21 protein-coding genes are annotated in these 24,205 nt (G+C 68.9%); 18 read left to right on the top strand and 3 right to left on the bottom strand.

The features are described from left to right. Positions 1-64 precede the first annotated feature (64 nt). Positions 65-1,114 carry an acyltransferase gene (locus ACGFNV_RS11515; protein WP_393621406.1) on the top strand — a complete coding sequence of 350 codons (1,050 nt, stop codon included), beginning with the start codon at positions 65-67 and terminating at the stop codon, positions 1,112-1,114. A 30-nt stretch (positions 1,115-1,144) separates the two neighbouring features. Continuing rightward, a complete protein-coding gene (locus ACGFNV_RS11510; protein ID WP_393621404.1) occupies positions 1,145-1,858 on the top strand; it encodes a demethylmenaquinone methyltransferase in 714 nt (237 codons plus the stop codon). Between the two features lie 3 nt (positions 1,859-1,861). Here the strand turns inward: ACGFNV_RS11510 and ACGFNV_RS11505 are convergent, their stop codons facing one another. Next, positions 1,862-2,227: a PASTA domain-containing protein gene (locus ACGFNV_RS11505; protein WP_393621402.1), complete on the bottom strand. Its 366-nt coding sequence runs from the start codon at positions 2,225-2,227 to the stop codon at positions 1,862-1,864. A 119-nt stretch (positions 2,228-2,346) separates the two neighbouring features. Then, on the bottom strand, positions 2,347-2,850 hold the full coding sequence (locus tag ACGFNV_RS11500) for a GNAT family N-acetyltransferase (protein ID WP_393621400.1): 504 nt from the start codon (positions 2,848-2,850) through the stop codon (positions 2,347-2,349). A 48-nt stretch (positions 2,851-2,898) separates the two neighbouring features. Here ACGFNV_RS11500 and ACGFNV_RS11495 point away from each other — a divergent pair, with 48 nt between their 5' ends. Further along, positions 2,899-4,236 carry a geranylgeranyl reductase family protein gene (locus ACGFNV_RS11495; RefSeq protein WP_393621399.1) on the top strand — a complete coding sequence of 446 codons (1,338 nt, stop codon included), beginning with the start codon at positions 2,899-2,901 and terminating at the stop codon, positions 4,234-4,236. A 132-nt stretch (positions 4,237-4,368) separates the two neighbouring features. On the opposite strand, the gene ACGFNV_RS11490 is transcribed toward ACGFNV_RS11495, so the two are convergent. Continuing rightward, positions 4,369-5,208 (bottom strand): C40 family peptidase, encoded by an 840-nt coding sequence (locus ACGFNV_RS11490; RefSeq protein WP_393621397.1) that lies wholly within the window; start codon positions 5,206-5,208, stop codon positions 4,369-4,371. 715 nt (positions 5,209-5,923) lie between these two features. Between ACGFNV_RS11490 and ACGFNV_RS11485 the strand changes: the two genes are divergently transcribed. From ACGFNV_RS11485 to recQ, 15 genes are all read left to right on the top strand, one after another. Continuing rightward, positions 5,924-6,283 (top strand): NADH-quinone oxidoreductase subunit A, encoded by a 360-nt coding sequence (locus ACGFNV_RS11485; RefSeq protein WP_007383963.1) that lies wholly within the window; start codon positions 5,924-5,926, stop codon positions 6,281-6,283. A 13-nt stretch (positions 6,284-6,296) separates the two neighbouring features. Beyond that, positions 6,297-6,851 carry a NuoB/complex I 20 kDa subunit family protein gene (locus ACGFNV_RS11480; protein WP_393621395.1) on the top strand — a complete coding sequence of 185 codons (555 nt, stop codon included), beginning with the start codon at positions 6,297-6,299 and terminating at the stop codon, positions 6,849-6,851. After that, the gene (locus ACGFNV_RS11475) at positions 6,848-7,621 is read left to right on the top strand and encodes an NADH-quinone oxidoreductase subunit C (RefSeq protein ID WP_133927770.1); all 774 of its coding nucleotides are present in this window, start codon (positions 6,848-6,850) and stop codon (positions 7,619-7,621) included. The genes ACGFNV_RS11480 and ACGFNV_RS11475 overlap by 4 nt, the downstream gene beginning before the upstream one ends. Before the next feature lie 56 nt (positions 7,622-7,677). Continuing rightward, a complete protein-coding gene (locus tag ACGFNV_RS11470) occupies positions 7,678-8,949 on the top strand; it encodes an NADH-quinone oxidoreductase subunit D (RefSeq protein ID WP_393621507.1) in 1,272 nt (423 codons plus the stop codon). Beyond that, on the top strand, positions 8,946-9,818 hold the full coding sequence (nuoE, locus tag ACGFNV_RS11465; protein WP_393621393.1) for an NADH-quinone oxidoreductase subunit NuoE: 873 nt from the start codon (positions 8,946-8,948) through the stop codon (positions 9,816-9,818). Before ACGFNV_RS11470 ends, nuoE begins: the two co-directional genes overlap by 4 nt. After that, a complete protein-coding gene (gene nuoF, locus ACGFNV_RS11460; protein WP_393621391.1) occupies positions 9,818-11,164 on the top strand; it encodes an NADH-quinone oxidoreductase subunit NuoF in 1,347 nt (448 codons plus the stop codon). The genes nuoE and nuoF overlap by 1 nt, the downstream gene beginning before the upstream one ends. Beyond that, the gene (locus ACGFNV_RS11455; RefSeq protein ID WP_393621389.1) at positions 11,161-13,665 is read left to right on the top strand and encodes an NADH-quinone oxidoreductase subunit G; all 2,505 of its coding nucleotides are present in this window, start codon (positions 11,161-11,163) and stop codon (positions 13,663-13,665) included. The genes nuoF and ACGFNV_RS11455 overlap by 4 nt, the downstream gene beginning before the upstream one ends. Beyond that, entirely contained in the window at positions 13,662-15,023 is a 1,362-nt protein-coding gene (gene nuoH, locus ACGFNV_RS11450; protein WP_393621387.1) for an NADH-quinone oxidoreductase subunit NuoH, read from the top strand. Before ACGFNV_RS11455 ends, nuoH begins: the two co-directional genes overlap by 4 nt. Beyond that, on the top strand, positions 15,016-15,657 hold the full coding sequence (nuoI, locus tag ACGFNV_RS11445; protein ID WP_393621385.1) for an NADH-quinone oxidoreductase subunit NuoI: 642 nt from the start codon (positions 15,016-15,018) through the stop codon (positions 15,655-15,657). The genes nuoH and nuoI overlap by 8 nt, the downstream gene beginning before the upstream one ends. Then, positions 15,654-16,496, top strand: coding sequence for an NADH-quinone oxidoreductase subunit J (locus tag ACGFNV_RS11440; RefSeq protein ID WP_393621384.1), 843 nt, complete (start codon positions 15,654-15,656; stop codon positions 16,494-16,496). Before nuoI ends, ACGFNV_RS11440 begins: the two co-directional genes overlap by 4 nt. Beyond that, positions 16,493-16,792: an NADH-quinone oxidoreductase subunit NuoK gene (nuoK, locus tag ACGFNV_RS11435; RefSeq protein ID WP_003974374.1), complete on the top strand. Its 300-nt coding sequence runs from the start codon at positions 16,493-16,495 to the stop codon at positions 16,790-16,792. The genes ACGFNV_RS11440 and nuoK overlap by 4 nt, the downstream gene beginning before the upstream one ends. Before the next feature lie 15 nt (positions 16,793-16,807). Next, positions 16,808-18,772: an NADH-quinone oxidoreductase subunit L gene (nuoL, locus tag ACGFNV_RS11430; protein ID WP_393621382.1), complete on the top strand. Its 1,965-nt coding sequence runs from the start codon at positions 16,808-16,810 to the stop codon at positions 18,770-18,772. 5 nt (positions 18,773-18,777) lie between these two features. Next, the gene (locus ACGFNV_RS11425; protein ID WP_393621380.1) at positions 18,778-20,349 is read left to right on the top strand and encodes an NADH-quinone oxidoreductase subunit M; all 1,572 of its coding nucleotides are present in this window, start codon (positions 18,778-18,780) and stop codon (positions 20,347-20,349) included. Beyond that, complete coding sequence (nuoN, locus tag ACGFNV_RS11420) at positions 20,346-21,995, top strand: NADH-quinone oxidoreductase subunit NuoN (RefSeq protein WP_393621378.1); 1,650 nt, start codon at positions 20,346-20,348, stop codon at positions 21,993-21,995. Before ACGFNV_RS11425 ends, nuoN begins: the two co-directional genes overlap by 4 nt. A 203-nt stretch (positions 21,996-22,198) precedes the next feature. Next, on the top strand, positions 22,199-24,190 hold the full coding sequence (gene recQ, locus ACGFNV_RS11415) for a DNA helicase RecQ (RefSeq protein WP_393621505.1): 1,992 nt from the start codon (positions 22,199-22,201) through the stop codon (positions 24,188-24,190). Positions 24,191-24,205 lie beyond the last annotated feature (15 nt).

The raw sequence follows: 24,205 nt of genomic DNA, 5'->3' as shown, positions 1-24,205 counted from the left end.
CAGGAGGGACGCTTCCGTTGTCGCCGCGACTACCGCTGTGGGCACGGTTGCAGCAGACGCCCAGGTGTCCAACCTCCCGGCACCACAGAGGGACCGCTACTTCGACACCCTCAGAGCCCTCGCCCTCATCCGCGTCGTCACGTACCACACCTTCGGCTGGCCCTGGGCCGGCATGCTCTTCCCCTCCATGGGCGTCATGTTCGCCCTCGCCGGCACCCTCATGGCGAAGTCCCTGGAACGCCCCGCGTCGAAGGTGGTGAAGAGCCGCCTCCGCCGCCTCCTGCCCCCCTTCTGGTTCTGGGGCGCCTTCGTGGTCACCGCCATGCTGATCCACGACTGGATGCCGGGCTGGCAGATCGTCTACTGGGTCGTGCCGCTCGGCGACCCCCCGGGCAACGCGTGGGGCGAGCAGGCCTGGGAGATCCTCTGGTACCTGCGCACCTACCTCTGGTTCGTCCTCCTCTCCCCTCTCCTCCTCCGCCTGTTCCGCCTCGCCCCCGTCCCCGTACTCGCCCTCTCCCTCGCCCCGATCGTCGTCCTGACCTTCCTCTGGTCCGGTCCCGACAACCGCTTCGGCGCCGCCCTGTGGGACCTGTCGACGTACCTGTTCTGCTGGATCCTCGGATTCGCCCACCGCGACGGTGTCCTGCGACGCCTCAAGCCGGCCGCGGTCGTCGTCCTCTCCCTGGCCGCCCTCGGCCACGGCGGCTGGTACGCCTTCACGCACCAGGCCGACGCGGGCACCTACGACCTCGACGAGATCCCCCTCGCCCAGGCCTTCTGGTCCGCCGGGTACGTCCTGCTCCTGATGTGGGCCAAGTCCCGCTTCCGGATCGACTTCGCCGGTCTCACCCGCTTCCGGCGCCTGGACCGCGTCGTGACGGTCTTCAACGCGCGCGCGGTGACCATCTACCTCTGGCACGAGATCGCGCTGATCCTCGCCGTCCCGCTGATCGACCGTTTCTGGGACGTGCCCGCCTTCGAGGCGTACCTGCCGTTGGACAGCCAGTGGTTCATGTTCGCCGTCGGCTGGCTCCTGATCGCGGGCTTCGTGCTGCTGTGCGGCTGGGTCGAGGACGTGGCGGCGCGCAAGAAGCCGAGGCTGCTGCCATGACGTCGGACCCCCTGCTGCCACAATGGGCCCGTGACCCGCGCATCCCTGGACAAGCAGCCGCACGAAGTCGCTTCGATGTTCGACAACGTGGCGGAACGGTACGACCTGACCAACGACGTGCTGTCGCTCGGCCAGGACCGCCGATGGCGCAAGGAGGTCGCCAAGGCGGTCGACGCCCGCCCCGCGCAGAAGATCCTGGACCTCGCCGCCGGCACGGCGACCTCCTCCCTGCCCTTCGCCCGCACCGGCGCCTACGTCGTCCCCTGCGACTTCTCGATCGGCATGCTCCGGGTCGGCAAGCAGCGGCACTCCTGGCTGCCGTTCACCGCGGGCGACGCGACGCGGCTGCCCTTCAAGGACGACACCTTCGACGCCGTCACCATCTCCTTCGGGCTGCGCAACGTGCAGGACACGGAGGCCGCGCTGCGGGAGATGTACCGGGTGACCCGGCCCGGCGGACGGGTGGTGATCTGCGAGTTCTCGCACCCGACCTGGGCGCCCTTCCGGACCGTCTACACGGAGTACCTGATGCGCGCGCTGCCCCCGGTCGCCCGTGCCGTCTCCTCCAACCCGGACGCCTACGTCTACCTCGCCGAGTCCATCCGCGCCTGGCCCGACCAGCCCGCGCTCGCCGAGCGGCTGCGCAAGGCCGGCTGGTCGCGGGTGGCCTGGCGGAACCTGACGGGCGGGGTGGTGGCCCTGCACCGGGGCTTCAAGGTGGACCCGGGCCTCAAGGACGGCTGACGCTCACGTGTCGATCATCTCGTAGGCGGCTCCCCGCTCGTCGATCATCTCGTAGGCGGCTCCCCGCTCGTCGAGCTCGCGTCGCATGCCGCCCCCGCTCGGGTTCGGAATGCGCGGCTCGCGCACGCCCCCGCCGCCCTCACCTCCCCCCAGCTCGAACCAGACGGTGACGACGGCACCGCGCGGTACCTCGACGCCGGGCGGCGGATACTGCCGTACGACGTAGTCGACGACGGTGCGAGGGAAGTCCGGCCGGTCGGGCGCGGCGAGGCGCACTCCGTGTGCCAGCGCCGTCTCGCGTGCGTCCACGGCCATCAGGCCGACGAGTCTCGGCACTCGCACTTCGGGTGTTTTGGGCGTTGTGTGCACAGATGTCACCCCCAGCGGTACGGGCAGAGTAACCGCCAGGGGGTATCGCCGGGAAGCCTCAAGTGGCTTTCTGTAGCTATCGACTACTCAGCGTGCACATAGTGGATCCGTCTCCTCCGCTACAGGGCGAGCCGGTAGCAGTGCCCCTGCTGCTTGCGTGGCGTGGTGAAGACCTCGGCGAGCCGCATGCCCAGCCGACGGGTGACGGCGATGGACCGCTCGTTGCGGGCGTCGACCATGGCCACCACGCTCGGCACGCCCGCCGCGCGCACCCGCTCCAGCGTCATCCGCGCGGCCGCGGTGACGTACCCCTTGCCCCAGTGCTCCCGGCCGAGCCGCCAGCCGATCTCGACCTCACCCGTCGGACCCCACTCCCGCTCCCAGGGCTGGGCGCCGGTGAAGCCGATGACCTGCCCGGACTCGTCGAGCACGGTCCACAGGCAGTAGCCGCGCTCCGCGTCGTGCCGGCGCTGGCGGGCGGTCAGCTCCTCGTAGACGAACAGCTCCGCGGCCCTGCCGCCGTGGAACTCCATGACGTCCGGGTGGGCGAAGGCCCGGTGCCAGGCGACGGCGTCCTCGTCGGTGGGGACACGCAGCCGCACTACGGGGAGAGCTCGGTTCACGGGGGCAGCCCTTCAGCCGGGTGATCAGTTCCGCTGAATAGACTGCCCATGTCCAGTGCCGGTCGGCACGCATATTTCGAACCTTGGGGAGATCCCGCCGTGACCGAGCCCCTCTCCGAAAACACCGCCGATGTGATCGTCGTCGGCGCGGGGCCAGCCGGCTCCACGACCGCGTACCACCTCGCCCGGGCCGGACTCGACGTCCTCCTGCTGGAGAAGACCGAGTTCCCGCGCGAGAAGGTGTGCGGCGACGGTCTCACTCCCCGCGCGGTCAAGCAGCTCGTCGCCATGGGCATCGACATCTCTGAGGACGCCGGCTGGCTGCGCAACAAGGGCCTGCGCATCATCGGCGGCGGTGTCCGCCTCCAGCTGGACTGGCCGGATCTCGCCTCCTTCCCCGACTACGGCCTCGTCCGCAAGCGGGACGACTTCGACGAGCAGCTCGCCCGCCAGGCCCAGAAGGCCGGGGCGCGGTTGTACGAGCGCTGCAACGTCGGTGCCCCGATCGTCGACGACCGCACCGGCCGCATCACCGGCGTCCACGCCAAGCTCGGCGAGGAGAAGCGCGAAGTCACCTTCCATGCCCCGCTGGTGGTCGCCGCCGACGGCAACTCGACCCGGCTGTCCCTGGCGATGGGCCTGCACCGCCGCGAGGACCGCCCGATGGGCGTCGCCGTCCGCACCTACTTCACCAGCCCGCGGCACGAGGACGACTACCTGGAGTCGTGGCTGGAACTCTGGGACCGCCGGGGCCCGGGCGAGGACCGCCTGCTGCCGGGCTACGGCTGGATCTTCGGCATGGGCGACGGTACGTCCAACGTCGGCCTGGGTGTCCTCAACACCTCCGACTCCTTCAAGGAACTGGACTGGCGCGAGGTCCTGAAGGCCTGGTGCGCCTCGATGCCGGAGGACTGGGGCTACACCCCCGACAACATGACGGGCCCGATCCGCGGCGCCGCCCTCCCGATGGCCTTCAACCGCCAACCCCACTACACCAAGGGCCTGCTGCTGGTCGGCGACGCCGGCGGTCTGGTGAACCCCTTCAACGGTGAGGGCATCGCCTACGCCATGGAGTCCGGCCAGATCGCCGCCGAGGTCATCGTCCAGGCCCACGCCCGCTCCACCCCGGCCCAGCGCGAGACGGCGCTCCAGCACTACCCGCGCATCCTCAAGGACACCTACGGCGGCTACTACACGCTGGGCCGCGCCTTCGTGAAGCTCATCGGCAACCCCAAGGTCATGAAGATCGCCGCCCAGCGCGGTCTGACCCACCCGATGCTGATGAAGTTCACCCTCAAGCTGCTGGCCAACCTCACCGACCCCACCGGCGGCGACGCCATGGACCGCATCATCAACGGCCTGAGCAAGGTGGCGCCCAAGGCGTGACCCTGGCGGGCGCGACCCTGGAGGGGGGCGCGCCCAAGGCGTGTCCCTCAGGGGACGACTGAAGGACCGCGGCCCCCGAGCGGCCGCGGTCCTTCACTTCGTATGCGTTTGTACGGCGGGTGCCGACGCGGCTCAGAGCACGCGCACCGCGCCCGACGCCGGGTAGCCCGACAGGTCCTGGATGACGACGCCCTTGGAGGGGTTCGCCGCGTCCAGGTACTGGCCGTTACCGATGTACACACCCACGTGGTACGCGGAGCCCTTGCCGCCCCAGTACAGGATGTCGCCGACCTGGATGCTGGACAGGGGGATGTCCGTACCCTGCATCGACTGGTCCTGCGAGACCCGCGGCAGGTCGACGCCGACCTGCCGGAAGGCGGCCTGCACCAGGCTGGAGCAGTCCCACGCGTTGGGGCCGGTGGCGCCCATGACGTAGGCGTCGCCCACCTGGGCCTTGAGGAACGCGATCACCGTCCCGACGCTGCCACTGGCGGGAGCGGAGACGCCCGTCGAGGCGGACGCGGACGCGGAGGCGGACAGGGTGGTCCGCTCCGACGAACGGGTGGCAGCGGCCTCGGCGGCGGCCCTGCGGGCCTCCTCGGCCTTCTTCTTGGCCTCAGCCTTCTGCTTGGCCTCGGCGAGGTCCTTCTTGGCTTCCTTGGCCGCCGCGGAGGCGGCCGCGTCACGCTCGGCCTGCAACTCGTAGTTCGCGGCGGCCTGCTGCGTGGCGGCCGCGGACTGGGCCACCTGAGCGGCCACGTCGCCCGTCAGGGTGGGCAGTTCGAGTGTCTGCGTCACCGGCTCGGCCGCGTTCGCCGCACCGGACGCCCCGGCCACTGCCAGGGTGCTGAGGACACCACCGGCAACTCCGGCGCGCATCGCGATCGTCGACGCGCTGCGGCGGGGTTTCCGGTGGCTGCGTATGTGAGCGGTGTGGGACATGGGTACAACCGGTATCAGGGGCTCCTCCATACCTTCAAGAAACGTGTGGTGCGCCACATTTGTTCAACGGGAGCCCTGAACACCCGTTGTCAGTTTCTTTATTGACGCCATAACGGGCATTGCGGGCGCAGGTGATCAAGCCTGTGATCATGGGCTTTCGTCGTTACGCCCTAATTGCCCCCCGCTTACCACTTGTTGGGGTCGGTGGCCAAGCCCGGTTCTCAGGGCCCTCTTACGGGTGTGGCGCAGGTCACGGAACGGTTACCGGAATGGAAGCGTCCTGTGCGCGATCGGTGGCCGGCTCCGCTCGTGAACGCGTGCACGCGTCCACATCCCGCCGCGCGACTCCCTCTGGGGCGTGAACGCGCGCCACTATCAGGGCGCCGAGCCCGGCGCCAATTTGCATGCAAGGGAACTCTCTTGATATAGAGACGCCCTTCGCGACCTGTGTCGATGAATGAAAATGTCACCTCTGGTGATCACTCGGACGCTTCTTGTACGAAGATCACTCCTCATCCGACTTCATGATCCTTCGTCAGGTGGTGGAGATCACAAAGCTTGTGTAATACCCCGTGTCGCAGATCACAGAGAGGCAGGCATAAGATGCGAGGCAGTTGGGCTTGTGACCTGCTTCACATGTTCGCGATCTTCGCCGGGGACGAGCGGGGTTCGTGCGACAGGTGGGGCGGAAGTGGGCTCGACGCAACCGCCAGCAGTCAGTGCCGACTGAGAGGAGCGAGGAGCGGTGAACGCGTATGCGCCCATCCTCGTACTGGGAGCCCTCGGGGCAGGCTTTGCGATCTTCTCCGTGGTCATGGCCACGTTGATCGGACCAAAGCGGTACAACCGGGCCAAGCTCGAGGCCTACGAGTGCGGTATCGAGCCGACCCCCACGCCGGCCGGCGGCGGGCGCTTCCCCATCAAGTACTACCTGACGGCGATGCTCTTCATCGTCTTCGACATCGAGATCGTCTTCCTCTACCCGTGGGCCGTCACCTTCGACGCCCTGGGTGTTTTCGGGCTCGTGGAGATGCTGCTCTTCGTGCTCACCGTCTTCGTCGCGTACGCGTACGTATGGCGGCGCGGCGGCCTGGAATGGGACTGAGGGGCCATAGGACATGGGACTCGAAGAAAAGCTGCCGAGCGGCTTCCTCCTGACCACCGTCGAGCAGGCCGCGGGCTGGGTGCGCAAGGCGTCCGTCTTCCCGGCCACGTTCGGCCTCGCCTGCTGCGCCATCGAGATGATGACCACCGGCGCCGGCCGCTACGACCTGGCGCGCTTCGGCATGGAGGTCTTCCGCGGCTCACCGCGCCAGGCGGACCTGATGATCGTCGCGGGCCGGGTCAGCCAGAAGATGGGGCCGGTACTGCGGCAGGTCTACGACCAGATGCCGAACCCCAAGTGGGTGATCTCCATGGGCGTGTGCGCGTCGTCGGGCGGCATGTTCAACAACTACGGGGTCGTCCAGGGCGTCGACCACATCGTCCCGGTCGACATCTACCTCCCCGGCTGCCCGCCTCGGCCCGAGATGCTGCTGGACGCCATCGTCAAGCTCCACCAGAAGATCCAGAGCTCCAAGCTCGGCGTGAACGCCGAGGAAGCGGCCCGCGAGGCTGAGGAGGCGGCGCTCAAGGCCCTGCCCACGATCGAGATGAAGGGGCTGCTGCAGTGAGCGACGCGAACGGCACCCACGGTGAGAACGGCGTGAACGGCTCCGCGAACGGGACCAACCCGGAAAAGGACCTCTCTGCCTCCAACCTCCCGGGCCAGCGCGGTCAGGGCGGCGAGGAGATCCGCGTCCAGCGCGGCATGTTCGGCGCCAACAACGGCGGCGACACCTCGGGCTACGGCGGCCTGGTCCGCTCGGTCCGGCTCCCGGGACCGGCGAGCAGGCCCTACGGCGGCTGGTTCGACGACGTCGCCGACGAACTCGAGGGGGCGCTGGAGGAACAGGGCCTCCTGCCCGAGAACGCGATCGAGAAAACGGTCGTCGACCGCGGCGAGCTCACCTTCCACGTGGAGCGCGACCATCTGCTCCGGGTCGCCCGCACCCTGCGCGACGACCCGGCCCTGCGCTTCGAGCTGTGCACCGGCGTCAGCGGCGTCCACTACCTGGAGGACAAGGGCCGCGAGCTGCACGCCGTCTACCACCTGCGCTCGATCACCCACAACCGGCTGATCCGCCTCGAGGTCAGCGCCCCCGACAGCGACCCGCACATCCCGTCGCTGGTCTCCGTCTATCCGACCAACGACTGGCACGAACGCGAGACCTACGACTTCTTCGGAATCGTCTTCGACGGTCACCCGGCGCTGACCCGGATCATCATGCCGGACGACTGGCAGGGCCATCCGCAGCGCAAGGACTACCCCCTCGGCGGCATCCCCGTCGAGTACAAGGGCGCCCAGATCCCGGCTCCGGACCAGCGGAGGTCGTACTCGTGAGCACGCAGTCAGCATCCGCCGCCTCGGCACGTGAGACCACCGAGGGCACCGTCTACATGGTCACCGGTGGTGACTGGGACGAAATCGCCCAGTCCGCGGCCCGCGCCGACGACGAACGCATCGTCGTCAACATGGGTCCCCAGCACCCCTCCACCCATGGAGTGCTCCGTCTGATCCTGGAGATCGAGGGCGAGACGGTCACCGAGGCCCGCTGCGGCATCGGTTACCTCCACACCGGTATCGAGAAGAACCTCGAGTACCGCACGTGGACGCAGGGCACCACGTTCGTGACGCGCATGGACTACCTGACGTCCTTCTTCAACGAGACCGCCTACTGCCTCGCCGTCGAGAAGCTCCTCGGCATCGAGGACCAGATCACCGAGCGAGCCAAGATCATCCGGGTGCTCCTGATGGAGCTGAACCGGATGTCGTCGCACCTGGTGTGCATCGCCACCGGCGGCATGGAACTCGGCGCCACCACGATCATGATCTACGGATTCCGTGATCGTGAAATGATTCTCGACCTCTACGAGCTCATCACGGGCCTCAGGATGAACCACGCGTACATCCGCCCCGGCGGACTCGCCCAGGACCTGCCGCCCGGCGCGGTGGACCAGATCCGCGAGTTCGTGAAGAAGATGAAGAAGAACCTCCCGGAGTACGACAAGCTCGCCACCGGGAACCCCATCTTCAAGGCCCGTATGCAGGATGTCGGCTACCTCGACCTGGCCGGCTGCATGGCCCTCGGCGCCACCGGCCCGATCCTGCGCTCCACCGGCCTCCCGCACGACCTGCGCAAGACGCAGCCGTACTGCGACTACGAGACGTACGACTTCGACGTCCCGACCGCCGACAGCTGCGACTCCTACGGCCGCTTCCTGATCCGCCTGGAGGAGATGCGCCAGTCGCTCTCGATCGTCGAGCAGTGCCTGGACCGGCTGGAGCCCGGCCCGGTCATGGTTCCCGACCGGAAGATCGCCTGGCCCGCCCAGCTCGCGCTGGGGCCGGACGGCCTCGGCAACTCCCTCGACCACATCAAGAAGATCATGGGCACCTCCATGGAGGCCCTGATCCACCACTTCAAGCTGGTCACCGAGGGCTTCCGCGTCCCGCCGGGACAGGTGTACGTGGCTGTCGAGTCGCCCAAGGGCGAACTCGGGGTGCACGCCGTTTCCGACGGAGGCACCCGCCCCTACCGGGTCCACTTCCGCGACCCGTCCTTCACCAACCTGCAGGCCATGGCGGCGATGTGCGAGGGCGGCCAGGTCGCCGACGTCATCGTCGCCGTCGCGTCCATCGATCCCGTGATGGGAGGCGTCGACCGGTGACCACCTCTTCTTCGGAGCAGGGCGTCAGCCTGGGCATGCCCGAGCTGCCCGCGCCCGCCTACCCGGACGACGTCCGAGCCCGCCTCGAGCGGGACGCGCGCGAGATCATCGCCCGCTACCCCGACTCCCGCTCCGCCCTCCTGCCGTTGCTGCATCTCGTGCAGTCGGAGGAAGGCCATGTCACGCGCACCGGGATGCGGTTCTGCGCGGACGTCCTCGACCTGACCACGGCCGAGGTCACGGCGGTCGCCACCTTCTACTCCATGTACCGGCGCAGGCCGAGCGGTGACTACCAGGTGGGTGTCTGCACCAACACGCTGTGCGCGGTGATGGGTGGCGACGCGATCTTCGACGCGCTCCAGGAGCACCTCGGCGTCGGCAACGGCGAGACCACCGACGACGGCAAGGTCACCCTGGAGCACATCGAGTGCAACGCGGCCTGCGACTTCGCGCCGGTCGTGATGGTCAACTGGGAGTTCTTCGACAACCAGACGCCGGGCAGCGCCAAGCGCCTCGTCGACGATCTGCGCGCGGGCCGGCCGGTGGAGCCGACGCGCGGGGCGCCGCTGTGCACTTTCAAGGAGACCGCGCGGATTCTGGCCGGCTTCCCCGACGAGCGGCCCGGGGCCGTCGAGGCGAGCGGCAGTGCGGGACCCGCTTCGCTGGTGGGCCTCCGCCTGGCAAGGGGAGAGGCCGCACCCGCGCGCGTGGTCCATCCGCGGGACGGCGGCCCGCACGACGAGCCGCAGGAAAGGGCCGTGCACGAACCGTCGCCGGCCGAGCACCTCAGTTCGCACGACGCGCCGCAGGACACATCGGCCTCCGACCCAGCCCACCCGGCAGGGCCTACCGCCGAGGAGGGGGAGTGATGACCTTGGCACCCGAGCTGAAAGACCCGAGCCCCGAGAAGCTGCTCGCACCCGTGCTGTCGGCCTTCTGGGACGAGGACAAGTCCTGGTCGATGGACGTCTACCGAAGGCACGAAGGGTACGAGGGGCTCCGCAAGGCGCTCGCCATGTCGCCGGACGACCTGATCGCGTACGTCAAGGACTCCGGTCTGCGCGGGCGTGGCGGCGCGGGATTCCCGACGGGAATGAAATGGCAGTTCATTCCCCAGGGTGATGGAAAGCCACACTATCTAGTTGTCAACGCCGACGAATCGGAGCCCGGGACGTGCAAGGACATCCCACTCCTCTTCGCGAACCCGCACAGCCTCATCGAGGGCATTGTCATCGCGTGTTATGCCATCAGGTCGTCGCATGCCTTCATCTATCTGCGTGGTGAAGTCGTCCCCGTTCTGCGGCGGTTGCACGAGGCCGTGCGCGAGGCCTACGCGGCGGGTTACCTCGGCGAGAACATCCTGGGCAGCGGACTCGACCTCGAACTCACCGTGCACGCGGGTGCGGGCGCGTACATCTGCGGTGAGGAGACCGCACTGCTCGACTCGCTCGAAGGCCGCCGTGGTCAACCGCGGCTCCGTCCCCCCTTTCCTGCTGTCGCGGGCCTCTATGCCTGCCCGACTGTGGTGAATAACGTCGAGTCGATCGCGTCAGTTCCCGCCATCCTGAAAAACGGCAAGGAATGGTTCAGGTCGATGGGAAGCGAGAAGTCCCCGGGCTTCACGCTCTACTCCCTCAGCGGCCACGTCGCCAGCCCCGGCCAGTACGAGGCCCCGCTCGGCATCACCCTCCGTCAGCTCCTCGAGATGAGTGGCGGCATGCGGCCGGGCCACCGCCTCAAGTTCTGGACACCGGGCGGCTCCTCGACACCGATGTTCACCGACGAGCACCTCGACGTCCCTCTTGATTACGAAGGAGTGGGCGCCGCGGGTTCCATGCTCGGCACGAAAGCCCTCCAGTGCTTCGACGAGACGACCTGTGTCGTACGCGCCGTCACCCGCTGGACCGAGTTCTACGCCCACGAGTCCTGCGGCAAGTGCACACCGTGCCGCGAAGGCACCTACTGGCTCGTGCAGTTGCTGCGTGACATCGAGGCCGGCAAGGGCGTGATGTCCGACCTCGACAAGCTCAACGACATCGCCGACAACATCAACGGCAAGTCCTTCTGTGCCCTCGGCGACGGTGCCGCCTCGCCGATCTTCTCCTCGCTGAAGTACTTCCGCGAGGAGTACGAGCAGCACATCACGGGCCGCGGCTGCCCCTTCGACCCGGCCAAGTCGACGGCCTGGGCCGACCGCACGGAGGTGAACGCATGACCGTGACCACCAACGCTCCCGCAGGTGGGGGAGAGGCGGCGGTCCCGCCGGAAGATCTCGTGACGCTGACGATCGACGGCGCGGAGATCAGCGTGCCCAAGGGCACCCTGGTCATCCGGGCCGCCGAGGAACTCGGCATCGAGATCCCCCGCTTCTGCGACCACCCCCTCCTCGCCCCGGCCGGCGCCTGCCGCCAGTGCATCGTGGAGGTCGAGGGCCAGCGCAAGCCCATGGCGTCCTGCACGATCACATGCACGGACGGCATGGTCGTGAAGACCCACCTCACCTCGCCGGTCGCCGAGAAGGCCCAGCACGGTGTGATGGAGCTGCTCCTCATCAACCACCCGCTCGACTGCCCGGTCTGCGACAAGGGCGGCGAGTGCCCGCTGCAGAACCAGGCGATGTCGCACGGCAACGCCGAGTCCCGCTTCGAGGGCAGGAAACGGACGTACGAGAAGCCCGTCCCCATCTCCACGCAGGTGCTGCTCGACCGTGAGCGGTGCGTGCTGTGCGCCCGCTGCACCCGCTTCTCCAACCAGATCGCGGGCGACCCGATGATCGAGCTGATCGAGCGGGGCGCGCTCCAGCAGGTCGGCATCGGCGAGGGCGACCCGTTCGAGTCGTACTTCTCCGGGAACACCATCCAGATCTGCCCGGTCGGCGCGCTCACCTCGGCGGCGTATCGCTTCCGCTCCCGTCCGTTCGACCTGGTGTCCTCCCCGAGTGTCTGCGAGCACTGCTCCGGCGGCTGCGCCACGCGTACCGACCACCGGCGCGGCAAGGTCATGCGGCGGCTCGCGGCCGACGACCCCGAGGTCAACGAGGAGTGGATCTGCGACAAGGGGCGCTTCGCGTTCCGGTACGCGCAGCAGCGCGACCGGCTCCAGACGCCCCTGGTCCGTAACGCCGAGGGCGAGCTCGTGCCGGCGTCCTGGCCGGAGGCGCTGCAGATCGCGGCCCAGGGCCTGCTGGCCTCGCGGGGCCGCACCGGTGTCCTCACCGGCGGTCGCCTCACCATCGAGGACGCCTACGCGTACAGCAAGTTCGCGCGCGTGGCGCTCGACACCAACGACATCGACTTCCGCGCGCGCGTGCACAGCGGCGAGGAGGCCGACTTCCTGGCGGCGAGTGTCGCCGGCCGCGGACGGGACCTCGACGGTACGGGCGTCACGTACACCGCGCTGGAGAAGGCCCCCGCCGTCCTGCTGGTCGGTTTCGAGTCCGAGGAGGAGGCACCCGGCGTCTTCCTGCGGCTGCGCAAGGCCTGGCGGGGACACGGGCAGAAGGTGTTCTCGCTGGCCACGCACGCCACGCGCGGCCTGGAGAAGGCGGGCGGCACGCTGCTGCCGGCCGCTCCCGGCACCGAGACCGAGTGGCTGGACGCGCTCGCGAGCGGTGTCGGCCTGGAGGAGGCGGGCGGCACGGCGTCCGAGGCGCTGCGCACCGAAGGCGCGGTGATCGTCGTCGGCGAGCGGATGGCCGCCGTGCCCGGTGGCCTCACCGCCGCCGTGCGGGCCGCTGCCGCGACCGGCGCGAAGCTGGTGTGGATTCCGCGCCGGGCGGGCGAGCGGGGCGCGATCGAGGCGGGTGCGCTGCCTTCGTTGCTGCCCGGCGGCCGTCCGGCCACCGACCCGCGCGCGCGTGAGGAGGTCGCCGCCGTCTGGGGCCTGGCCGCGCTTCCGCACCGCTACGGCCGTGACACCGGCCAGATCGTCGAGGCCGCGGCCGGGGGTGAGCTCCAGGCGCTGCTGGTGGCCGGTGTGGAGGTCGCCGACCTGCCCGACCCGGCACGCGCGCGTGCGGCGCTCGCCGAGGTCGGCTTCCTGGTGTCGCTGGAGCTGCGGCCCAGCGAGGTCACCGAGCTCGCCGACGTCGTACTGCCGGTGGCGGCGGTCGCCGAGAAGTCGGGCGCCTTCCTGAACTGGGAGGGCAGGGTCCGTTTCTTCGAGGCCGCGCTCAAGCCCGACCAGATGACGCGCCGCCTGGCTCCCTCCGACGCGCGCGTGTTGCAGATGCTGGCCGACGCCATGGACGTACACCTGGGGCTGCCGGACCTGCGTACCGCACGCGCGGAGCTGGACCGGCTCGGGGCCTGGGACGGACCGCGGGCCACCGAGCCGCTGGAAACGGCCGCGCCGCTGCCGCGACCGGCGGCCGGAGAGGCCGTGCTGGCCGGTCACCGGCTGCTGCTCGACCAGGGAGTCCTCCAACAGGGCGACGAGGCGCTCGCCGGCACCCGGCACGCCGCCCACGCGCGCGTATCGGCCGCCACGGCCGCCGAGGCGGGGGTGGGGGACGGCGACGCTCTCGTGGTGACCGGACCCACCGGAACGGTCGCACTCCCCGTCAAGATCACCGAGATGCCGGACCGGGTCGTCTGGCTCCCGCTGAACTCCACCGGTGGCGGCGTCGCCTCCGACACCGGGGCACTGCCCGGCAAGCTCGTCCGCATCGGCCCGGCGACCCTCGCCGTCGAGGCCCCCGAGGAGGTGGAGGCATGAGCCCGTACCTCGCGGCTGAAGACCTCTCGATGTTCGGCCACGACCCCTGGTGGCTGGTCGTCATCAAGGCGGTGTTCTGCTTCGCCTTCCTGATGGTGACCGTGCTGTTCTCCATCGTCTGGGAGCGCAAGGTCGTCGCCTGGATGCAACTGCGGATCGGCCCCAACCGGCACGGCCCCTGGGGCATGCTCCAGTCGCTCGCCGACGGCGTGAAGCTGATGCTCAAGGAAGACATCATCGTCAAGCGCGCGGACAAGGTGGTGTACATCCTCGCGCCGATCGTCGCGGCCATCCCGGCCTTCATGGCGATCGCCGTGATCCCCTTCGGCCCGGCGGGCAACGAGATCTCGATCTTCGGCCAGCGCACCACGATGCAGCTCACCGACCTGCCGATCGCGATGCTCTACATCCTCGCGGTCGCCTCGGTCGGCATCTACGGCATCGTCCTCGCGGGTTGGAGTTCCGGATCCACCTACCCGCTCCTCGGCGGCCTGCGCTCCTGCGCGCAGATGATCTCGTACGAGATCGCCATGGGCGCCGCCTTCGCCTCCGTGTTCCTCTACTCGGGCTCGATGTCGACGTCGGCGATCGTGGAGGCCCAGCAGGACCGCTGGTACATCCTCCTGCTGCCGGTCTCCTTCGTGATCTACATCGTCACGATGGTGGGCGAGACCAACCGCGCCCCCTTCGACATGCCGGAGTCCGAGGGCGACCTGGTCGGCGGCTTCAACACCGAGTACTCGTCGATCAAGTTCGCGCTGTTCATGCTCGCCGAGTACGTCAACATGGTGACCGTCTCGGCGGTGTCCGTGACGCTCTTCCTGGGCGGCTGGCGGGCGCCCTGGCCGATCAGCGGCTTCTGGGAGGGCGCGAACCACGGCTGGTGGCCGCTGCTCTGGTTCGTCATCAAGGTGCAGCTGCTGTTGTTCTTCTTCATCTGGCTGCGCGGCACGCTCCCCCGCGTCCGCTACGACCAGCTGATGAAGCTCGGCTGGAAGGTCCTCATCCCGGTCTCCGTGACGTGGCTGATGCTCGTCGCGACCGTACGGACCCTCAGGAACGAGAACTACGACTTCGCCGACATCGCTCTCTACGTCGGCGGCGGTGTACTGGCGCTGCTGCTGCTCTCCTTCGTCGCGGACCTCTTCCGGGACCGCGGGAAGCAGGCGGAGGCCCCCGCGAAGGAGACCGCCTTCGACCCGATGGGCGGCGGATTCCCCGTGCCGCCGCTGCCCGGACAGGAGCTGCCGCCGGTGCCCCGGCGCCGCTCGCGCCGGGAGCGGGAGTTGATTGTCAGTGGTGGGTCGGATACTGCCAGTGACGGATCTCTGGATGGAAAGGAGGCGTCCGATGGCTGAGGAGCCCAAGGAGACCAAGCCCGGTTTCCAGAACCCCGTGGCCGGCTTCGGCGTGACCTTCAAGGCCATGTTCAAGAAGCGGCTGACCGAGCAGTACCCGGAGCAGCAGAAGACAACGGCTCCGCGGTTCCACGGACGGCACCAGCTCAACCGCCATCCGGACGGCCTGGAGAAGTGCGTCGGCTGCGAGCTGTGCGCCTGGGCCTGTCCCGCCGACGCCATCTATGTCGAGGGCGCCGACAACACCGAAGAGGAGCGCTACTCGCCGGGCGAGCGGTACGGCCGCGTCTACCAGATCAACTACGCCCGCTGCATCCTGTGCGGCCTGTGCATCGAGGCGTGCCCCACGCGCGCGCTCACGATGACGAACGAGTTCGAGCTCGCCGACTCCAGCCGCGCCAACCTGATCTACACCAAGGAGCAGCTGCTCGCCGGTCTGGAAGACGGCATGGTCGACACGCCGCACGCGATCTATCCCGGCACGGACGAGCAGGACTACTACCGGGGCCTGGTGACGGAGGCCGCTCCCGGTACGGAGCAGCAGGTCGCCTTCTCCAAGGGAGAGGTCCCGCAGGAAGCCGCCTCGACCTCCGGTGAGGACGAGCCGGCGTCGGAGAAGGTGATCGGCCGATGACCGCGCAGCTCGCCGCCTACTCCACCTCCACCGGCGAGGCCTTCCAGTTCTGGGTCCTCGGCACGGTCGCCGTGATCGGCGCCCTGTGCACCGTCTTCATGAAGAAGGCCGTGCACAGCGCGCTCTGCCTCGCCGGAACCATGATCATTCTGGCGGTCTTCTACCTCGCCAACGGCGCCTACTTCCTGGGCATCGTGCAGATCGTCGTCTACACCGGCGCGATCATGATGCTGTTCCTGTTCGTGGTGATGCTCGTCGGCGTCACCGCGGCGGACTCCCTCAAGGAGACCATCAAGGGCCAGCGCTGGCTGGCCCTGCTGTGCGGGCTCGGATTCGGCGTCCTGCTGATCGGGGGCATCGGCCACGCCTCCCTGCACGAGTTCAACGGCCTCACCGAAGCCAACGCGAACGGCAACGTGGAGGGCCTCGCCGCCCTCATCTTCACCAAGTACGTCTTCGCCTTCGAGATCACCGGCGCGCTGCTCATCACAGCCGCCGTCGGCGCCATGGTGCTCACCCACCGCGAGCGCACCGAGCGCGCCAAAACCCAGCGTGAGCTGGCCGAGCAGCGCGTCCGCGAGGGCAAGCACGTACCGCCGCTGCCGGCGCCCGGTGTGTACGCCCGGCACAACGCCGTGGACATCGCGGGCCTGCTGCCCGACGGCACCCCGTCCGACCTCACGGTCAGCAAGACGCTGCGCGAGCGCGGTCAGATCCGTGACGTGTCCACCGAGGCGCTCAACGACCTCAAGGCCCTCGAACAGCGCGCCGAGGAGCGCCTGCAGCGGGCCGCGATCGAGCCGCCGAACTTCAAGCGGGCCGAGGAGGCGTCGAAGTGAACCCCGTCAACTACCTCTATCTCGCCGCCCTGTTGTTCACGATCGGCGCCACCGGGGTGCTGATCAGGCGCAACGCGATCGTCGTCTTCATGTGCATCGAGCTGATGCTCAACGCCTGCAACCTCGCGTTCGTCGCCTTCTCCCGGATGCACGGCAACCTCGACGGCCAGATCATCGCCTTCTTCACGATGGTCGTCGCCGCCGCGGAGGTCGTGGTGGGACTCGCGATCATCGTGTCGCTGTTCCGCTCCCGCCACTCGGCCTCGGTCGACGACGCCAGCCTGATGAAGCTGTAAGGGGTCGGAAGAATCGTGGAGAACCTGATTGCGCTGCTGATCGCGGCGCCCCTGCTCGGAGCGGCCGTCCTGCTGGTCGGCGGCCGTCGGCTCGACGCCGTCGGCCAGTGGGTCGGCACCGCCCTCTCGACCGCCTCCTTCGTGCTCGGCCTCGTCCTCTTCGCCGACCTCCTCGGCAAGAACGCCGAACACCGCACGCTGACGCAGCACCTGTACACCTGGATCCCGGTCGAGGGCTTCCAGGCGGACGTCGCCTTCCGCCTCGACCAGCTGTCGATGACGTTCGTGCTGCTGATCACGGGCGTCGGCTCGCTGATCCACCTGTACTCGGTCGGGTACATGGAGCACGACGAGCGGCGCCGCCGCTTCTTCGGCTACCTCAACCTGTTCCTCGCGGCGATGCTGCTGCTCGTCCTCGCCGACAACTACCTGTTGCTGTACGTCGGCTGGGAGGGCGTCGGTCTCGCCTCCTACCTGCTGATCGGCTTCTGGCAGCACAAGCCCAGCGCGGCCACCGCGGCGAAGAAGGCGTTCCTGGTCAACCGGGTCGGCGACATGGGCCTGTCCATCGCGATCATGCTGATGTTCACGACCTTCGGGACCTTCGCCTTCGGCCCCGTCCTCGGCACCCACGGTGAGCCCGGACTCGTCGGCGACACCTCCGAGGGCAAACTCACCGCCATCGCCCTGATGCTGCTGCTCGCCGCCTGCGGCAAGTCCGCCCAGGTCCCGCTGCAGTCCTGGCTCGGGGACGCGATGGAGGGCCCGACCCCGGTCTCGGCCCTTATCCACGCCGCCACCATGGTGACCGCCGGCGTGTACCTGATCGTCCGCTCCGCAGCGATCTTCAACGCGGCCCCGGACGCACAACTCGTGGTGACCGTCGTCGGCGCCGTCACGCTCCTCTTCGGTGCGATCGTCGGTTGCGCGAAGGACGACATCAAGAAGGCGCTGGCCGGCTCGACCATGTCGCAGATCGGCTACATGGTCCTCGCGGCGGGCCTCGGCCCCATCGGCTACGTCTTCGCGATCATGCACCTGGTGACGCACGGCTTCTTCAAGGCCGGCCTGTTCCTCGGCGCCGGCTCGGTCATGCACGGCATGAACGACGAAGTCGACATGCGCAGGTACGGCGGCCTGCGCAAGTACATGCCCATCACCTTCATCACCTTCGGACTCGGCTACCTCGCCATCATCGGCTTCCCGGGCCTGTCCGGCTTCTTCTCCAAGGACAAGATCATCGAGGCGGCGTTCGCCAAGGGCGGCACCGAGGGCTGGATCCTCGGCGGCTGCGCCCTGCTCGGCGCGGCCATCACGGCGTACTACATGACGCGTGTGATGCTGATGACGTTCTTCGGAGAAGAACGCTGGCGCCACGCCCCGACGCCGTCCCCGGCCGAGCCCAGTGTCGAACCGGCCGCGGAGACCCGCGGCGAGTACACCGAGCCGCACCCGCACGAGTCGCCCAAGGTCATGACGATCCCCATGATCGTGCTGGCCGTCGGATCGGTCTTCGCCGGAGGGTTCTTCAGCATCGGTGACCGCTTCGTGGACTGGCTGGAGCCCATCACCGGACACTCCCACGGCGACTCGCCGGTCAGCGCCCTCACCGTCACCCTCTCCACGATGGTGGTCCTGGTGATCGGCGTCGCGATCGCCTACAGCCAGTACGGCCGCCGCCCGGTCCCGGCCGTCGCCCCGCGCGGGTCGCTGCTCACCCGGGCCGCCCGACGCGACCTGCTCCAGGACGACTTCAACCACATCGTCCTCGTCCGCGGTGGCGAGCACCTCACGCGGTCGCTGGTGTACGTCGACCACACCCTGGTCGACGGGGTCGTCAACGGCTCGGCGGCCTCCGTCGGTGGCCTCTCCGGACGGCTGCGCAAGCTGCAGAACGGATTCGCGCGCTCCTACGCGGTCTCGATGTTCGGCGGTGCGGCGGTCCTCATCGCCGTGACCCTGCTGATGAGGGCGGTCTGATACCGATGTCCTTTCCCCTTCTGACAGCGACGGCGGCGCTCCCGGCCCTCGGGGCCATCGCCACAGCCGCCGTACCTGCCCCCCGGCGCAACGCCGCCAAACTGCTGGCGCTGCTCGTCTCGCTCGCCACCCTCGCACTGGCGATCACCATCCTGGTCCGCTTCGACCCCGACGGCGGCCGCTACCAGCTCACCGAATCGCATTCCTGGATCAAGGACTTCGGGGTCCGGTACGAGCTGGGTGTGGACGGCATCGCGGTGGCGCTCATCGCGCTGACCGCCCTGCTGATCCCGTTCATCATCCTGGCGGGCTGGCACGACGCCGACCCGCTGGAGACCGGAAGCCGGCGCTGGCGGCCCACGCAGGGCTTCTTCGCCCTGATCCTGGCCGTCGAGGCGATGGTGATCCTCTCCTTCGAGGCCACCGACGTCTTCCTCTTCTACATCTTCTTCGAAGCCATGCTCATCCCGATGTACTTCCTCATCGGCGGCTTCGGGGACCGTGCCCACGAGCACGGTGAGAAGGCGGCGTCCACACAACGGTCGTACGCGGCCGTGAAGTTCCTGCTGTACAACCTCGTCGGCGGCCTGATCATGCTGGCCGCGGTGATCGGGCTGTACGTGGTCGCGGGGAACTTCTCCCTCCAGGAGATCGCCGAGGCGCGGGCCAACGGCACGCTCGACATGGCGACCAACACCGAACGCTGGCTGTTCCTCGGCTTCTTCTTCGCGTTCGCGGTGAAGGCACCACTGTGGCCGCTGCACACCTGGCTGCCCAACGCCATGCAGGAGTCCACCGCCCCGGTCGCCGTGCTCATCACCGCGGTCGTCGACAAGGTGGGCACCTTCGCGATGCTCCGCTACTGCCTCCAGCTGTTCCCGGAGGCCTCGAAGTGGGCGACGCCCGTCATCCTCGTACTGGCGCTGATCAGCATCATCTACGGGGCGCTGCTCGCCGTCGGCCAACGGGACATCAAGCGGCTGGTGGCGTACGCGTCGATCTCGCACTTCGGATTCATCATCATGGGCATCTTCGCGATGACCAGCCAGGGCCAGTCCGGCGCCACGCTGTACATGGTCAACCACGGGATCTCGACGGCGGCGCTGATGCTGGTCGCCGGTTTCCTGATCTCCCGGCGCGGCTCGCGGCTCATCGCCGACTACGGCGGTGTGCAGAAGGTCGCCCCGGTGCTCGCCGGCACCTTCCTGATCGGCGGTCTGGCGACCCTGTCGCTGCCGGGACTCGCGCCGTTCGTGAGCGAGTTCCTGGTCCTGGTCGGCACCTTCGCCAGGTACCCGGCGATCGGCATCATCGCCACCTTCGGCATCGTGCTCGCCGCGCTCTACACCCTCGTCCTCTATCAGAGGACGATGACGGGCCCGGTGAAACCGGAGGTCGCCGCGATGCCCGACCTGCGGGCGCGTGAACTGCTGGTCGTCGCCCCGCTGGTCGTGCTGCTGATCTTCCTGGGCGTCTACCCGAAGCCCGTCACGGACATCGTCAACCCGGCGGTCAAGCAGACCCTGTCAGACGTACACAAGAAGGACCCCCAGCCCGAGGTGGAGGCGGCCAAGTGAGCGCAGCAGCCGTCCACAGCCTGTGGACAACCGCGGCCGACCCGATCTCCAAGATCGACACGCCGAAGATCGAATACGGGCAGCTGTCGCCCACCCTGATCGTCGTGGGCGCGGCGCTCGTCGGGGTGCTGGTCGAGGCGTTCGTCCCGCGCAAGTCCCGTTACTACGCCCAGATGTTCGTGTCCGTCGTCGCCCTCGTCGCCGCGTTCGCCGCGGTCGTCGCGCTCGCGGCCGACGGGTACGGCACGACGAAGGCACGCATCGCCGCGATGGGTGCCATCGCGGTCGACGGGCCGGCTCTCTTCCTGCAGGGCACGATCCTGCTGGCCGCACTCGTGGGCCTGTTCACCTTCGCAGAGCGGCGGCTCGACCCGGAGGCGCACGGCAACCGCGTCGACTCCTTCGCCGCGCAGGCCGCGTCGGTGCCGGGCAGCGACAGCGAGAAAGCGGCGGTGAAGGCCGGGTTCACCACGACCGAGGTCTTCCCGCTGCTGCTGTTCGCCGTCGCCGGCATGCTGGTCTTCCCGTCGGCCAACGACCTGCTGACGCTGTTCGTGGCCCTGGAGGTCTTCTCGCTGCCGCTGTACCTGCTGTGCGCGCTGGCCCGCCGCAAGCGGCTGATGTCGCAGGAGGCCGCGGTCAAGTACTTCCTGCTCGGCGCCTTCGCCTCCGCGTTCACCCTCTTCGGCATCGCCCTGCTGTACGGGTACGCGGGCTCCGTGTCGTACGCGAGGATCGCGCAGGTCGTCGACGGCACGGTGAAGAACATCGACCCGGCGCTCGCGGACACCATGGGCAACGACGCGCTGCTGCTCGTCGGCGCCGCGATGCTCGTGATGGGCCTGCTGTTCAAGGTGGGCGCGGTGCCGTTCCACATGTGGACCCCCGACGTGTACCAGGGCGCGCCGACGCCGGTGACCGGCTTCATGGCGGCGGCGACGAAGGTGGCCGCGTTCGGTGCCCTGCTGCGGGTGCTGTACGTGGTGCTGCCGGGCCTGCGCTGGGACTGGAGGCCCGTCATGTGGGGCGTCGCGATCGTCACCATGCTGGGCGGTGCGATCGTCGCGATCACGCAGACCGACATCAAGCGCCTGCTGGCGTACTCGTCGATCGCGCACGCGGGATTCATCCTCGCGGGTGTCATCGCGACCACGCCCGACGGTGTGTCCTCGGTGCTGTTCTACCTGGCGGCGTACTCGTTCGTGACGATCGGCGCGTTCGCCGTGGTGACCCTGGTGCGGGACGCCGGAGGCGAGGCGACCCACCTGTCGAAGTGGGCGGGGCTCGGCCGGCGTTCGCCGCTGGTCGCGGCCGTGTTCGCGGTGTTCCTGCTGGCCTTCGCGGGCATTCCGCTGACCTCCGGGTTCGCCGGGAAGTTCGCCGTGTTCAAGGCGGCGGCGGAGGGCGGTGCGGCCCCGCTGGTCGTGGTCGGTGTGATCTCGTCGGCGATCGCGGCGTTCTTCTACATCCGCGTGATCGTGCTGATGTTCTTCAGCGAGCCGCGGCCCGAGGGCCCGACCGTCGCCGTGCCGTCGCCGCTGACGATGACGGCGATCGGCGTCGGCGTCGCGGTGACGCTGGTGCTGGGTGTGGCGCCGCAGTACTTCCTGGACCTGGCGAGTCAGGCAGGAGTGTTCGTGCGCTGACCGGCGCGCGGTACGCGGGCGTGGGCCCCGGTTCCCTCGTGGGAGCCGGGGCCTTCGCACGTGGTCGGGCGGTGCGGCCCCGCGATGAGCACCGCTGAGCACCGGGTGTCACGAGGAGAGCCTGTGGATAACTCGAGGGGCTGTCGGTGCGGACCCCTATCGTGGGGGCAGTGGTCGAGGGACGACGTGCGGGGGACAGGACGATGGCCGGGACGGGCGGGATCAGCGAGATGCCAGAGGTGACCGAGAGCGAAGCGCTCGCCACACTGCACCGGGTTTTCGGGTACGAGGCCTTCCGTGGTGAGCAGGGAGCGATCATCGAGCATGTCGTCGCCGGCGGGGACGCCGTCGTCCTCATGCCGACCGGTGGCGGCAAGTCGCTGTGCTACCAGATCCCGGCCCTGGTCAGACCCGGTACGGGCGTGGTCGTCTCCCCGCTCATCGCGCTGATGCAGGACCAGGTGGACGCGCTGCGGGCGCTCGGTGTGCGCGCCGGGTACATGAACTCCACGCAGGACTTCGACGAGCGGCGGGTGGTGGAGGCCGAGTTCCTGGCGGGCGAGCTGGACCTGCTCTACCTGGCCCCGGAGCGGCTGCGCCTGGAATCCACTCTGGACCTCCTGTCACGCGGCAAGATCTCGGTCTTCGCCATCGACGAGGCGCACTGCGTGTCCCAGTGGGGCCATGACTTCCGCCCCGACTATCTCGCCCTGTCCCTGCTCGGCGAGCGCTGGCCGGACGTGCCGAGGATCGCGCTCACGGCGACGGCCACGCGCGCGACGCACCAGGAGATCACCCAGCGGCTGAACATGCCGACGGCCCGCCACTTCGAGGCGAGCTTCGACCGGCCCAACATCCAGTACCGGATCGTGCCGAAGGCCGACCCGAAGAAGCAGCTGCTGAGCTTCCTGCGCGAGGAGCACCCGGGTGACGCGGGCATCGTGTACTGCCTCTCGCGCAACTCGGTGGACAAGACGGCCGAGTTCCTGTCCGGCAACGGCATCGAGGCGGTGCCGTACCACGCCGGTCTGGACGCGGGCACGCGCGCGGCGCACCAGTCCCGGTTCCTGCGCGAGGAGGGCCTGGTCGTCGTCGCGACCATCGCCTTCGGGATGGGCATCGACAAGCCGGACGTCCGTTTCGTGGCCCACCTCGACCTGCCCAAGTCCGTCGAGGGCTACTACCAGGAGACGGGCCGGGCGGGCCGTGACGGACTGCCGTCCACGGCCTGGATGGCGTACGGCCTCAACGACGTCATACAGCAGCGCAAGCTGATCCAGTCCGGGGAGGGCGACGAGGCGTTCCGTCGCCGGGCGGCATCCCACCTGGACGCGATGCTGGCGCTGTGCGAGACGGCCCAGTGCCGTCGCGGTCAGCTACTCGCCTACTTCGGCCAGAACCCCGACGCGCCGGCCTGCGGCAACTGCGACACCTGCCTCACCCCGCCGGAGACCTGGGACGGCACGGTCGCGGCCCAGAAGGTGCTGTCCACGGTGGTGCGGCTGCAGCGGGAGCGGGGGCAGAAGTTCGGTGCGGTGCAGATCGTCGACATCCTGCTGGGCAAGCGGACCGGCAAGGTCATCCAGTTCGACCACGACCAGCTGTCCGTCTTCGGCATCGGCCAGGACCTCGCCGAGGGCGAATGGCGCGGCGTCGTACGGCAGTTGCTCGCGCAGGGACTGCTGGCGGTCGAGGGGGACTACGGCACGCTGGTGCTGACCGAGGACAGCGGGGCGGTGCTGCGGCGGGAACGTGAGGTGCCGCTGCGCAAGGAGCCGAAGAAGCCGGTGACTTCGAAGGCGTCGGGCTCGTCGTCCGGCGGCTCCTCCGGCAAGGGCAAGGCCAAGGCGGCCGCCGCCGAACTGCCCGAGGAGTTGCTCCCCGCCTTCGAGGCCCTGCGCGCCTGGCGCGCCGAGCAGGCCCGCGAGCAAGGCGTCCCGGCGTACGTCATCTTCCACGACGCGACGCTGCGGGAGATCGTCACGGCCTGGCCGACATCGGTGCGAGGACTCGGCGGCATCAGCGGGGTCGGTGAGAAGAAGCTCGCCACGTACGGGGAGGGCGTCGTAGCGGTGCTGGCCGGCCTGGGCGCGGCACCCGGCTCGACTCCGGCCGGCGGAGGCGAACCGAGTGCCGCCGCTGACGACGACTGGCCCGAGCCGGAGGCGGAACCGGAGCCGGAGGACTGGATATAGACCCGAGGCCTCGGC

This window comes from Streptomyces sp. NPDC048751, assembly GCF_043198595.1.
Taxonomy (GTDB): domain Bacteria; phylum Actinomycetota; class Actinomycetes; order Streptomycetales; family Streptomycetaceae; genus Streptomyces.
The sequence above is the reverse complement of the archived record's forward strand: the minus strand, read 5'-3'. Positions and strand labels throughout refer to the sequence as shown.